A 13,133-nucleotide genomic window follows, 5' to 3' on the forward strand; every position below is an offset into this window, starting at 1 on the left:
TTAAAATCCAAAATTAATCCCTAACAGGTAACTGCGGTTTGATGGATAGGTACCTTGGTCCGATCCGGGCTGGTAAACAGAGTCTCCGTACATACTCGGTTCGGGATTAAATCCGGGGTAGTCCGATACCGTAAGAAGATTTTGTCCTGCGATGTATATCCGTGCTGAACTGAACCGCAGTTTTTGGGCAATCCGTTCAGAGAGGTTGTATCCGAGCGTTAGGTTCCGTACCCGCAGGAAAGACCCGTTGTAGACGGCATAGGTATGGAGTTCGCCCGCCGTTGAAAAGCCGGTGCGTGGCCCAACCCGAGCGTATTTGACATCCCGATCCGGATTGGCCGGATCAAAATAGTTGTTTGCCATACCCTTGACGGCGTTGAATCTGCCGACCCACAATTCCGTATGGCGCGAAGCGCCGTTGATGACGTTGCTGCCCAATACGCCCTGTATCACGATACTGAGATCAAAATTTTTATAGGCAAGTGTATTGGTCATCCCGTAGACAAAATCCGGCAATCCGTTCCCTAGCAGGGTTCGGTCGCCCTCGTTGATGGTGCCGTTTCCGTCGACGTCCCTAATCTGATAGGAGCCGACCGTAGATCCGGGCCATTGTGGGTTTCCGTTCAACTGAGCCTCATTGCGGATGACGCCGTCGATGATAAATCCGTACATGTTACCCAGTGGTTGGCCTACTTCGACCTTGTATACGTTGGGCCATCCGGGGGTTCCTGCCAAGGCATTGAGCGATTCACGTCCGCCCAGATCAAGTACCTTGGTCCGGTTGAAACTCAGATTCAGGTGGGTGGACCATGAGAAAGCACCTTTCAGGTTAGTGGTTTGCAGGTCGACTTCAAAACCATCGTTTTGCAATTTTCCGATGTTCGTATAAAAGGAAGTGGCATAGCCTACAATAGCAGGCAGTTCTTTCGAAAACAGCATGCCCGCGGTATTTTTCCGGTATACATCCACCGTCAGGTAAATCCGGTTATCGAGGAAAGCGGCATCCAAGCCCAGGTTCACCTGCTTGTTTTTTTCCCACGTCAGGTTTTCATTTTGCAGTCCCTGCAGAATCGTTCCGGGTACCCGTTCGTCACCGAAGCTGTAATTTCGGGCGATCACGCTGCTCATCCAGGTGTTATCGCCGATGTTGGCGTTACCGGTTTCACCGTAGCTTGCCCGGAGTTTCAACTCATTGAAAAGCTGTTGGGATTCCATGAACGATTCTTCGCTGATCCGCCATGCCGCGGCATACGATTGGAAAACGCCGAATCGGTTCTGCGGGCCGAAACGCGAGGAAGCGTCGGTCCGGACCGATGCCATGAGTATGTATTTATCCTTGTAGTCGTAATTGACGCGCGCCGCATAGGATAGGAAACTGCTGCGGCCATACGTCAACGATCCGATCTGCTCGGTGGCTGCTGTGGGATTGGTAATGATGTCGTTTGAAAACGATCCGATCCGCCCTGTGCTGGCAACCAGTTGATCGTCGGTTTTTTGCATGGAGAATAACAGCAAACCCGACAGGTTGTGCACGTCGTTGAAATTCCGGGTATAGGTGGCCGTGTTTTCCCACACCCAGTCGATGTTTCTTCCGCTGTTGGCCTGGCTTTGAATGCCGGCTAAACTGGGGGTCGACAGGTTAGCAAACGGCGATGTTGCATACGCAAGTGTCGACGGGATATAGGTTTGATTCGTAAGGGCAGAAACCGTTGCCCCGCCCTGTGTTTTTATTTCCAACCCGTCTATGGGCTGCCAGCTCAGGTACGCATTGTTGAATAAGTTCAGCGTATTCTGCCGGTTTTCGTTCAGTTCAAGTACCGCGAGCGGGTTATGGATGCCGGTTTCTGCGAAACCATATTGGGTAAACGGCATCACGTTGTTCTGCCCATAATCGCCGTTGGGCAAACGTGCCGAAACGACGGGGGGCATCAATAGCGCAGCATATACCGGAACGTACGAAGCAGGTCCACTAACGCCGGGGAGGGGCTGCTGGTGACGGATCGAGACCGACGGAGCGAAATTGACGCCGATTTTTAATCGATCTGACAAGGCAGCGTCGAGATTGGTACGCATCGAGGCGAGTTTATAATCGGTACCCTTGAGTGTCCCTTTTTGGGCGAGGTAACTGCCCGAAATGGAAAATTGTACCTTTTCGTTTCCACCAAGCGCCTGCAAGCGGAATTCGGACACGGGAGCGCTCTGGAAAATAACGTCCTGCCAGTCGGTATTGGCGAGCTGCTCAGGCGTGTCGAATACATCCGGATAATCCAGTCCGCTGGCATTGCGCGCATCTTTGGCATACTGGAGGTACTCCTGGGCATTCATCATCTCCATTTTCCGGTAAACCTGCTGCAAACCCGAATAGGCATTGACATTGAAGGTGGTTTTTCCGGATTTACCACGTTTGGTGGTTACCAGTATAACCCCATTCGCCGCCCGCGACCCATAGATGGAAGCTGACGCGGCGTCTTTCAGCACTTCAATCGATTCGATGTCTGACGGGCTGATCCGGGAAAAGTGCGACGCGTCCTGAAGGGGGTAGCCGTCTACGACATAAAGGGGTGCGTTTCCCCCGCCGAGGGATCCGATGCCCCGGATTCGGATGGTAGGCGCTTGTCCGGGCGTATCGCCGCCGCCGGATTGGACCTGTACACCTGCGGCCATCCCTGCCAAGGCACTCCCCGGTGTGGTAACCGGCAAATGGTTGATGCTGCTGCCGGAGACTTTGCTTACCGCAGTGGATATCTTCCGCTTCGATTGTGCACCGTAGCCTACCACGACGACCTCATCAATGGCGGTTTCGGCCGTTACCAGTTGGACAAGGACCGTTCGTTGCTGTCCGACGGAAACTTCTTTGTTTTCGTATCCTACATAACTAAATACCAGCACGTCGGCAGCTCCCCCCGCCTGAATCTGGAATTCACCGTTGTTATTCGTGCTGGAACGCTGCTGGGTTCCTTTTACCGCGACACTTACGCCTGCCAGCGGCTCACCGGCTTCGTTCGTCACACGGCCCGTTACCGGTTCCTGCGCTTGTTGCCAGACGAGATCGGCATGACCGGATCTGGCGTGTGCATGCACAGCGCCGACTAAGGGGAGCTGCAGCAACACGGCGCTGGCTGCGGTAAGAAATAGTTTTTGTTTCATAATTGTTAAACTTGGTTCAAACTAAAATCAATTCACTTCATTTATCAGGGCAAGGGTTTTTTCAACCAGCAGATAGCCCCCCTCGGGGCCTATCAACGTTGCCATGGCGCTGTAGCCGCCGCCGGCAAGCGCCCGGGGTGTCGGCAGGTAATCGGCATAGTCACCGCTCAGTTGGATTAACAGGGTGCGGTTAAAGACACTTCGCCCTTTGATGATTAAACCGTAATCCAGGAACAGCTCGAAGGGGTTCGAGGCAAATACAACACTGCCCAGACGGACGACGTGGATTTCGGCACGGTAGTATTGTTTTTTTGGATGGCTGTCGTACTGCTCCATTTCCAGTTCCATCTTTCGGAGCACCCCGTAGTCGCTCTTTTTGTTATCCCAGGGACCGTGGCTCTTGGTTTTTTCATTGGCTTTTATTTCGGCAAGAAAGCGGTTCCATGCGGTATGGGGCGATGCCGGATCTGCCGGTTCCCGGGACCGGATCTCTTCCACGATACGGCGTGCCTGCTCGTACGCTTCGTGCGTGACGTTTCTCAGCGGCAAGTCCACATCTACGACAAGATGCCGGAAGACCGGGTACTGCTCCCGCGTATCCTGCACCTGATCATAGGCATCGGATACAGCCCGTTCGATTCGCCTGCCGATTTCAGCGGCTCCTTCCCACTCCCACATGTTTGGTTCTTCCGTTGAATATCCCCGCGGCAGATCCCGGGGTGAGATATCGCCTGCGGCGCCGCATTGGGCAAGGATAAAAAGATCCGGAGAGAAGCGCTCCCGCAGACGCCGCCGCACCTCGTCCCAATAATCCGCGGAAACATAATATTTCGCTTCGGTTACCTGGGCAGGGCAGGGCACATTGATCACAATGCCTTCGAGCTGGTTGTTTGGGCCCCAGCAGAATAGCAGGTCCATCGATGCATCTTCGGGACCTTCCAGTCCGATGAAATCCTTCCGGTCAACCGCTCCGTACATTTCGGTGGTGCCGTCGGCATACTGCACCCGCCGGTTGTGACCGATGGGAGCATACGTGGAGGCGGGGGTAACCCCCTGGCTGGGTGAGCGTCGCTGCCATGCCGCAACGGCAGTCTCCGTGAGGCGGGTTACCAAAAACCGGCCGTATTCATCGTCAGCACGCGGTTCCGGTCCGGAGTGGGTATGCGTGGCAAAGATGAGCAGCTTGTGTGGGTCGAAATCGGGCAGTTGTTTCGATACGGATGCCCGCACCGCCTCTTGAAGCGCTGTTGTACACCATAACAGGTCGATAGAAATTAGAATCGCCTGGCCGTCGTTGCCTGCCCCCGGTGATTCCAGGGCCCATGCCGTGGCCGTAAGTGCACTTTGCACATGCGTGGAGATGCGTTCGTAGTATTGTCCGAAAAGGGAAACCGGCCTTTCGGGAGTAATATCCGAACTGGCCCATCCCATGTAAAGTTCGTTGATCGTTGACATTTTTTTGCGATTTAATGGTATCCGAATTCTTTCTCAACCTCGTATATCGATTCTTCAATGATATCCAGTCCCAGCATGGCGAAGTGTTCATCCATGATCAAGGGGGGCGACATGCGCAGGATATGGCCCGCCGGAATCCAGGCCAGCCCCTTGCGGAATGCTTTCTGGTAGACCAATTGCCCCGCTTTGTCAAATGGTTCTTTGGTCTGTTTGTCTTTCACCAGCTCGATCCCCAGCAGGAAACCTTTGCCTTTTACGTCTCCGATGATGGGGTGGCTGTCCTTCATCCGCCGCATCCTTGCCATCATCTTCTCGCCGACGTACCTGGCATTTTCCAACAAATTTTCTTCCTCGATGACCTCCAGCGAAGCCAGGGCCGCGGCGCAGGCCATCGGATTGCCCCCATAGCTCGAAGAGCCGGATATTTTGTCGAGGGCGTCGGCATATTCTTCTTTGACTACCAGGGCGGTAACCGGAAACCCATTGCCAAAGGACTTCCCGAAGGTGACGATGTCGGGCACCACGTCCCAGTGATTGAGGGTAAGCCATTCGCCGGTACGGCCCATGCCGGCCAGCACTTCGTCGTCAAACAGCAAGACACCTTTCTGATCGCAAAGGGCTCGCAGCTTTGGAAAGAAGTCATCCGGCGGGAAGATGGAACCGGCCCATCCCTGTGCGGGTTCCAGCACAAATGCAGCCAGATTTCCCACGGTAGATTCCTGGATGAACTGTTCATAAAACCGGATGTAGGCATCGGTGTCCAGTGTGCCATCGGGCGTTGTCCAAAGGGGTCGATAGGGGTCAGGGCGGGGAACCATATAGAAACCGGGAGCCCGGGTAGGTCCATAGCTGTGAACATCGCCACGGATCATTTGGCCACAGCTGACAGCGGCCATGGTTTTGCCATGGAAATCGCGGAAACAGGAAATGAACTCGTGTTTGCCGGTGATGGCGCGTGCAGCCCGTATGCCCGCCTCAACGGCGGTAGCGCCGTCGCTGAAGAGTTGCACGGAATTCAATCCGGCGGGTAAGACACCCACCAATTTTTCCAACAGCTTTTCTTTTACCGGCGTGGTAAAATCGTGCATGTTCATCAACCGGTTCGCCCAATGCGAAATAGCAGATGAAATTTTCGAGTGGCAATGACCCAGCGAGGTTACATAGATACCCGACGAAAAGTCGAGGTAGCGATTGCCGTCGGAATCGGTAAGCGAAATACCATGCCCCTCTTCAAAACATACCGGAAACAATTTCACCTGTCCGCTGAGTCCACGCATGTATTTTTCGGTGTTGGCATGCATCTGCTTGGACACCGGACCCGGTGGTTCGTGGATGATCTGGGGCAGTTGGTCTGCGCTGGCTTTCCACCAATCCTTATTAGTCGCTGTTAGGGTTTCCATGATTACATTAATTAGTTATTGCTAAATGATAAATATCTTCCCAATCGGGCAGTTCCGTATACAGGTCGTTACAGTACAAGCTTTCTCTTCCCGCCGCGGTGCTTAACTTCACGGCCATTTGCGGCGTAACACCCTCGAGAAGGGCAGCCAGAAAGGCGGCGACCGCCGTATCACCCGCACCGGAAGCATTGGTTACCCGTCGCCTGTCTGCCGCATAAGCGGGGCAGTACAGGGTGAGGTTGTTCCACTGTTCGGTATCCAATCCCAGGAGTCCATTTTTTTCGTCCGTGAGATTGCCTGTGAACAGGTAGGCACCGCGGTGAGCCATTTTAATCAACACGATTTTGACGCCGTAGCGCAGAAGCATCCGGCCTACGCTTTGTATCGTCTCTGGCGAAACCCGATCCAATACCTGTGCTTCTCCATGTTTTTCACATAATTCACGATATACATCCGGCATCGTCATGTATAGGATTTCTTCGATGCTGGGAAGCAGGATATCCGTGTGGGGCAAAACGCGCGTCAGAATTTCATGCCAGTCGATTTCCCGTGTTTCACCGGTCGGATCGGGCAAGCTCAGATCCATGGAAGTGACGGTTCCATTTTGCTTGGCTTGCTGGAACAGTTCGACCAATTGCTCGCCTTTCGCATGGAAGAAATGTTCCAACAAGGGCAGGTAACCGAAATGTAGTATTTTGCTGGATTTCACCTTTTCGATGTCTACGCTTGCCAGGTCGAAGAATCGGCTGCTTCCCGGATATTCGAGAAATAGGCGGTCGACGGCGGGTGGGGCCAGTACAATTCCGAAGGCCGTTCCGGCATGGGCGGTTTTCTGAATGCTGTTTGCCACGCCATATTCATCCAGGCAATCCGAGATGTAACGACCCAGATGGTCATCTCCGATGAGACCGTTCAACAGTACTTTTTTGCCAAACCGATGTAGAACCAATCCGGTATTGCCTACGGCGCCACCCAGCGAAAAAGTCATTCCATTGAGCTCCGTGAGGGTACCGGGCTGGAAGGTGACCTCCGTTTTGAAGGCCGGCGTCAGATCAACGCATAAGTACCCGCAGACGAAAATATCAACTGTCTTATCCATTATAAGCTACGGTCAGTCGGCGGCGTGGTGCAAAATAATTTCGATGTCGTTCAGGCGGCAGAAATCAACCAAAAGCGATGTGCAGTCGCCATATGCCAGAATGTAGTGCTGCCCGGATATCTGTTGGACAAATTCTTCCGTTTTTGTATCCAGTTTAATCAGCAAGCTTGGCAATTGGGGAGCCGGTTGTGTCCACCCGGCTTCCTCCCATGAACATAGCTTCCCTTCTCCCGTTGCGATATGCATGGTATACGCCGTTCCGGTGTTGGAAAGCCGGGCAATGGTCAGTCGGCCTTCCCGCATGGAAGAAACGTTAAGCAAGCCCCCGCTGATTTGACCAAATGCCGCCGGCAATACGTTTACTTGTTCGTGTACAACTTCGGCGGGAACATAGTCCGGCACGCCCATTAATACGCTGTCTTCAAAATATTCATAGAACTCAAGATAAGCGGCACTTTGTCCGGTCAGCTGCTTGACAATCAGCTGGGTCACTGCGCCCATTACGTCGTTTTCCGGAATGGTGCATAGACCTGCTTGATCCGCCAATAGCATGAATACGACGGCTGGCGGATAGCTTAGTAATTTTTTCATGCCGTCCACATCTTTGAGCGAAATTGCATCCAACCCTTTTTCGAGGGCTATTTCGCGGATAGCGAGGTAATAAGCGATGCCTTGCTCCAGAAATTGTCCGTCAACCGTACCCTGAAAACTCCAGGTTGATTGGATGGTGTTGAGTACTGCCGCTACAGCAGACGCTTCCACGCGCTCGCTGGCTTTTACGACCTCGAGCATTTCGACAAACTCGATCTCAATACCCAGTTTGCTCTTTAGGGATACGCCCTCGTATAGCGTGTTATAAAGCCGCATATCCCGGAAGCCGACCATGCCGATTTTCGTGGACCGAAGCGCTTTTTGGGCGAATGCCGCTTGGATGAAACTGTCGATTTTCTCCAGGGGCGACGGATTGTCTATGATGTTGTATGCGTAGGTGAACCGGTACCCCAGGTCCGCAAAAACTTTCCGTAGCGCTGAGGTGCCCGCTTGTGCGGCGGTGGTTACGATATGTCCGTTCGTCCGGGTCCCGGCTAATCCCCACAACACCATGGGAACCTGCCGATGCGGATCGGTAATGGAGATAACTGCGTGGGAAGGGATCCACCCGGTAAGGCATATAATCAGCGCATCGAACGACTGGCCATCGAGGTCGTGCAACGCTCGGGCGACGTCTGCACCCGCCTCATCATCGGTCACAAGATCGGTGGATATCACCGCATACCCCAGTCCTTTCACTTCTTCCAGGGCCGTGGCCGCCATTTGCGCAATTAGTTCCCTGGGTGAGTTAATTTCGCCAAAAGGTACAAAAGCAATCTTCTTTTCTGTTTGATTCATTATCGGATACTTGATAGGATATTATTTGTTTCGAATGTTGGTTTGCCAAAACTCGCCGATTTTCTCTAAGCTAAGCCCTTTGGTTTCGGGCACCTTAAACCAGCAGAAAAGTGCTCCGGCCGTGCAGATGCTGGCAAAGATCCAGTATACGCCGGCGGGATTACCGTTGGTTGTGATAAACCATTGCGTAAGCACCGGAAAGAATTGCGCGGTAATAAAGGATGCCAGGTAGAGAAAGATACACACGACCGCAGTGGCCTTTCCGCGGATGTGGTTAGGAAAAATTTCGGAAAGAATGATCCAGCCCAGCGGCGCTAAACCGAGCGTAAATGCACCTGCACCGATCAACATGGGGAACAGGGCGAAGAGGGGCGGCCACCCTTGCTGAAAATTTATGGCCATGACGATATGCCCAATCGCCATGAACGACACACTGCTTACGAGCAGCGTGCGCCGATTGAATTTGCGTATGAGCGGAAAGGACAACAGCGTACACACCAGGATAAAACCATATACCGGGAGCGAACTCAATATGGCATGGGAACCCATGCTGACACCGGCATCCATCAGGATGCTGGGTGCGTAGAGAAGCAGCATATTGACACCGTTGATTTGCTGCAGCACCATCAGCAAGATGGCGATGATCAGCGCGGTTTTTATTCCGGGGGATAGAAGCGTTTTAAAACTGCTCCCGTGCGCCATTTGATTGCTGGCTTTGATGCGCTGTACCTCCGCAGCTGCTATTTCTTTATCATAGATCCTGGTAAGAATACGATCGGCTGCGTTGACCTGACCTTTTAGCACCAGCCAGCTCGGGCTTTCGGGAATGACCAACAAACCGAGTATCAGGATCGTTGTGGGTATGACTTCCGATGCCATCATCCACCGCCAGCCCCATCCGTCAAAGGAGAAAAGGTAACACGAAATTACGGCCATGTTGATGCCGATTACGTTGGATAACTGGTTGACATTGACCAATACGCCCCGAAGATGGGTAGGGGCCAATTCGGCGATATAGATCGGAGACGAAATCATCGCTAAACCAATGCCCAATCCCCCCAGAAACCGGTAAAAGGAGAAATCCCATAAACCCCATGCGATCGCACAGCCGATTGATGATACCATAAACAGCACACCGGAGAACATCATCGTTTTCTTACGGCCCCATCGATCCGTGAACCACAGACCGCCGATGGGTCCGACAACACAACCTAATATCGCGCTGCTGACGGCGAATCCCTGCATCGCTTCGGATAACTGGAACTCGGTTTTCAAAAAAGGAAGGGCGCCGGCAATGATGACAAGGTCAAATCCGAAGAGAAATCCACCAACGGAAGCTACAACGGCTATTTTTGCAATGTAAAATATGTTAATTTTCATCATGGCGATAAAATTAATCCAATGTTGTCAGCTGTCGGCGCCTCCGCTAATCAATTTATGACTTTGCCTATTATTGGTTACTGTATAAAGCAAAGGTAGACGCACATCGATCTTAGAAAAACGACGAGGTTTTCAAAAAAAGACACTATGTTTGCATATTACGAGGTAAAACTGATTAATGTGTATAATAGAGGCGCAGTATGAAGCCAAAGCTGGAAAAAATATCCCCCAATTTATTTTATTCATTTGCCGTAAAAAGAGAGATCACTCCCTACATGGATTACCCGTTGCATTACCATCCGGAGCATGAGATCATTTTCGTGGAAAAAAGCCGGGGCTTGCGGGTAATGGGCGATAATGTTGCGCGCTTTGAAGACGGCGACTTGGTGTTCATCAGTTCGAACTTGCCACATGTTTGGAAAAACGACAAAGAATACTACGCGGGCAATCCCGAATTTTATGTGGATGTGTATGTGATCCATTTTCTTCCCGATGCGCTGGGGGACAGCTTTTTTGACTTGCCGGAACTCAATCATATTTCCCGATTGTTCGAATTGGGTCAACAAGGGGTTTCGATACTGGGTGCAGATCATGCCAGGATATCGCCGATGGTGAAGGCGGTATGCTTGAGTTCGGGATTCGACCGATTGATTAATTTTCTCCAACTATTGGATGCGTTGTCAAAAATCAAGGAATACGAGCTTCTCTCTACACCGTTCTACGCTAAAAACATCCGCAAATTGGAAACAGATAGGTTGAACCAAGTGATTGATTATATGATGGAGAATTACCGTCATGAGATTACACTGGATCAACTGGCTTCCATCATCGATATGAATAAAGCATCGTTTTGCCGATATTTTAAAACCAGGGTGCATAAGACCTGCACCCAGTTTTTGAATGAAATCCGAATCACGCAAGCGTGTAAACTCCTCTTGAACCAAGCGTTGAATATTTCCGAGATAGGTTACGAGGTCGGCTACAATAACATTTCCCATTTCAATCGGCAGTTTAAACTGTTGACCGGCGCGAGTGCCAAAGTATACAGGAAGCAATTGTTGAATATCGCAAATTGAAAGAACAAGTCGGTAACCGGCAGCGTTTATGGCTGTCACCTATGGTTGCACTTCCTTGCGGGTATCAGAATTTCCGCTGGCGGGTAGGAATAAGTTAACTTTTTGTTGGCCGAAAGGGGTTTTTTGCGTATCTTCAGGAAGATTATGACGACTTTTTTCATCCTGTTGATCAGTTTCGTTGCAACCCTTGTCAGATCAACATTCGGCTTCGGAGAATCGCTCATCGCGGTCCCACTTTTTATCCTGTTCTTACCCATTGAAGTTTCCGTGCCGCTATCGGTGCTCCTTTCGGTTTTGATCGCCTTGATCGTAGTCATTCAAGATCACAGTAAGATTCACTTCCAAAGTGCGAAATGGCTTATTTTATATGCCATTCCTGGCATTCCCGTCGGATTGGTACTGTTGCTTTTTGCCAGCAATTTTTGGATTGAACTGCTATTAGGCATATTGTTGATATCGTATTCTTTGTATTCGCTGCTGGCGAAAGAAAAATCGATTCAGGCAACGAACGACCGAAGCGGGCTTTTTATCTGTGGTTTTCTATCCGGGGTTTTGGGTGGCGCGTATGGCATCAACGGCCCTCCTTTGGTTGTGTATGGAAAGCTACAGCGATGGAGTGCTAATCAGTTCAGGGCCACCTTACAAGCGTATTTTTTCGTTGCGAGTACCGTCAGTATCATCGGGTATGCTTGCAAGGGACTGATAACCAGCAATGTGGGGGTTAACTTTCTATATGCCGTCCCGGCCGCCGTTCCGGCCATATTTCTAGGGCGGTACTTGAACGGTAGGTTGGGAAACCGTGCGTTCTATAAATATGTCTATATCGGCCTTTTTCTGATCGGGATTTTCCTTTTAGCGAGGATATGTCCCTTTTCCTCGTAAAATCCGTTGGATCACGCGGCGACCGTGTATCGGTGATTTACTGCGGTTCGGACCGTGGCAGACCTCGTTACGCGGGATTCTCAATAGGTGTTCCAGGTCGTATTGGGTTTTGCCCATCGGATCCGTGCGGCGTATACCCGCCCATCCGCTCCGAATTGGGTTGGGTTTTTTCTGGGCATCCCTTCCGAGGTTGTCACCCAAGTTTCGTGCTGATTTACATTCACCACTCCGAAATTGCCCAATTGTGCGCCCTTATTGGGTACTAAAATCTGTTCGGTTCGGCGCAATACCACCAATTTTTCCGGACCAACTTGTGCCATAAACAGCGGTGCCCGGTGGCGTGCAACGTTGTCGTTATCTGCTCCCCGCCGCGTATATACGAGGTATAGCCGGTCGCTGTGGGTAACCCAATGCTGCTGGGTGTTGTAACTTTCCAGTGGCTGCCCATCATCAAACCGCCAGATTTGCGGCTTGGAGAAGTGAAGTCGGTGCTGGAAGCAACATATGCGGAGTCATCGTTCCGGAGGGTTAAATAAAATCGATCCTTAAAGCACGTTAGCGAGGGTTCAGGGAAGCCCCTACCGGTTGATTGTTTTAGCATGTCCCCGTGTTCGACGTATTCGAGATGTTTTCCATCGAACCTGCAGCGTAGAACGGTGGCACTGTATAAGCTGTCACCTTTTTTCATAAAGTAAGTAGGCAGTAATATATCGCCGTTGGGCAAATCTACCCGTTGTGTGCTTCCGGCACCCTCGCTGTAAAACATGGGAAGGTTGGGTAACTTCAGTGTATCCCAAGCAGACCAGCTTTGGTTGGTTTCGTTGAAAACCGACCAGGCGGTTGATCGGGGTGCCCCCTTGATCAGGGTATTATCCTGATAACGGACGGTATGGCCGGTGCCCAACAGTTTCCCTGTTTTCGCATGCCATTTTGGTGTAAAATCAGAAATGCCAATTTCGAGGCCGTTTCCGACGGTATGTCTGCCTAGCGTGGCGGTCTGTTCTGCGGGTGCCGACCAATGCCCACCCAAATCGCTGCTGATCATTTGCGAGAGTGCAAAAAAAACATCACTTCGTTCGACCCACCATTTTTGCAAGGTGAGGACAATTTGCGGTTCCTCTTTGCTTACTATGCCTGCCCGCGGGTGAAACCAAACCTTCTCGCCGTCGTATCCTGAACTGATGACGTCGAGTTTGAGCGTATAAAAAGGTTCACGGCCGCCTAGCAGCAGTAAAACGGCTAACGGCAGTGAAACTTTAAATAAGAATCTGTTGGGTCTCCTCAACGCATCATCGGGTGGAAGGT

General features: G+C 51.5%; 10 protein-coding genes. 2 read left to right on the forward strand and 8 right to left on the reverse strand.

Annotated features, from left to right (window positions below):
* From ACFQRK_RS09915 to ACFQRK_RS09940, 6 genes are read right to left on the reverse strand one after another with little or no spacing between them, the layout of a single operon-like run.
* The gene (locus ACFQRK_RS09915) at window positions 1–3,147 is read right to left on the reverse strand and encodes a SusC/RagA family TonB-linked outer membrane protein (protein ID WP_379006072.1); all 3,147 of its coding nucleotides are present in this window, start codon (window positions 3,145–3,147) and stop codon (window positions 1–3) included.
* Between the two features lie 27 nt (window positions 3,148–3,174).
* Entirely contained in the window at window positions 3,175–4,602 is a 1,428-nt protein-coding gene (locus ACFQRK_RS09920; RefSeq protein ID WP_379006074.1) for a hypothetical protein, read from the reverse strand.
* Window positions 4,603–4,613: 11 nt separating this feature from the next.
* Complete coding sequence (locus tag ACFQRK_RS09925; RefSeq protein ID WP_379006077.1) at window positions 4,614–6,002, reverse strand: aspartate aminotransferase family protein; 1,389 nt, start codon at window positions 6,000–6,002, stop codon at window positions 4,614–4,616.
* Between the two features lie 7 nt (window positions 6,003–6,009).
* Window positions 6,010–7,101, reverse strand: coding sequence for a carbohydrate kinase family protein (locus ACFQRK_RS09930; protein ID WP_379006079.1), 1,092 nt, complete (start codon window positions 7,099–7,101; stop codon window positions 6,010–6,012).
* Window positions 7,102–7,113: 12 nt separating this feature from the next.
* Window positions 7,114–8,490, reverse strand: a complete 1,377-nt coding sequence (locus tag ACFQRK_RS09935) for a hypothetical protein (RefSeq protein WP_379006081.1) — start codon at window positions 8,488–8,490, stop codon at window positions 7,114–7,116.
* 21 nt (window positions 8,491–8,511) lie between these two features.
* A complete protein-coding gene (locus ACFQRK_RS09940; protein WP_379006082.1) occupies window positions 8,512–9,873 on the reverse strand; it encodes a sugar porter family MFS transporter in 1,362 nt (453 codons plus the stop codon).
* Between the two features lie 197 nt (window positions 9,874–10,070).
* Here ACFQRK_RS09940 and ACFQRK_RS09945 point away from each other — a divergent pair, with 197 nt between their 5' ends.
* Together ACFQRK_RS09945 and ACFQRK_RS09950 are read left to right on the forward strand one after the other, a co-directional pair.
* On the forward strand, window positions 10,071–10,946 hold the full coding sequence (locus tag ACFQRK_RS09945; protein WP_379006085.1) for an AraC family transcriptional regulator: 876 nt from the start codon (window positions 10,071–10,073) through the stop codon (window positions 10,944–10,946).
* A 144-nt stretch (window positions 10,947–11,090) separates the two neighbouring features.
* Window positions 11,091–11,828 carry a sulfite exporter TauE/SafE family protein gene (locus ACFQRK_RS09950; protein WP_379006087.1) on the forward strand — a complete coding sequence of 246 codons (738 nt, stop codon included), beginning with the start codon at window positions 11,091–11,093 and terminating at the stop codon, window positions 11,826–11,828.
* Between the two features lie 80 nt (window positions 11,829–11,908).
* On the opposite strand, the gene ACFQRK_RS09955 is transcribed toward ACFQRK_RS09950, so the two are convergent.
* The gene (locus ACFQRK_RS09955; RefSeq protein WP_379006090.1) at window positions 11,909–12,115 is read right to left on the reverse strand and encodes a hypothetical protein; all 207 of its coding nucleotides are present in this window, start codon (window positions 12,113–12,115) and stop codon (window positions 11,909–11,911) included.
* Window positions 12,091–13,113, reverse strand: coding sequence for a hypothetical protein (locus ACFQRK_RS09960; RefSeq protein ID WP_379006091.1), 1,023 nt, complete (start codon window positions 13,111–13,113; stop codon window positions 12,091–12,093). The genes ACFQRK_RS09955 and ACFQRK_RS09960 overlap by 25 nt, the downstream gene beginning before the upstream one ends.
* Window positions 13,114–13,133 lie beyond the last annotated feature (20 nt).

The organism is Parapedobacter sp. GCM10030251, from assembly GCF_042666505.1.
Taxonomy (GTDB): Bacteria; Bacteroidota; Bacteroidia; order Sphingobacteriales; family Sphingobacteriaceae; genus Parapedobacter.

Bases quoted from the DNA above. Each gene is read 5' to 3' on its own strand.
- ACFQRK_RS09950 (WP_379006087.1), top strand. From the start codon at position 11,091: ATGACGACTTTTTTCATCCTGTTGATCAGTTTCGTTGCAACCCTTGTC.
- ACFQRK_RS09920 (WP_379006074.1), bottom strand. From the start codon at position 4,602: ATGTCAACGATCAACGAACTTTACATGGGATGGGCCAGTTCGGATATT.
- ACFQRK_RS09945 (WP_379006085.1), top strand. From the start codon at position 10,071: ATGAAGCCAAAGCTGGAAAAAATATCCCCCAATTTATTTTATTCATTT.
- ACFQRK_RS09930 (WP_379006079.1), bottom strand. From the start codon at position 7,101: ATGGATAAGACAGTTGATATTTTCGTCTGCGGGTACTTATGCGTTGAT.
- ACFQRK_RS09915 (WP_379006072.1), bottom strand. From the start codon at position 3,147: ATGAAACAAAAACTATTTCTTACCGCAGCCAGCGCCGTGTTGCTGCAG.
- ACFQRK_RS09935 (WP_379006081.1), bottom strand. From the start codon at position 8,490: ATGAATCAAACAGAAAAGAAGATTGCTTTTGTACCTTTTGGCGAAATT.
- ACFQRK_RS09940 (WP_379006082.1), bottom strand. From the start codon at position 9,873: ATGATGAAAATTAACATATTTTACATTGCAAAAATAGCCGTTGTAGCT.
- ACFQRK_RS09925 (WP_379006077.1), bottom strand. From the start codon at position 6,002: ATGGAAACCCTAACAGCGACTAATAAGGATTGGTGGAAAGCCAGCGCA.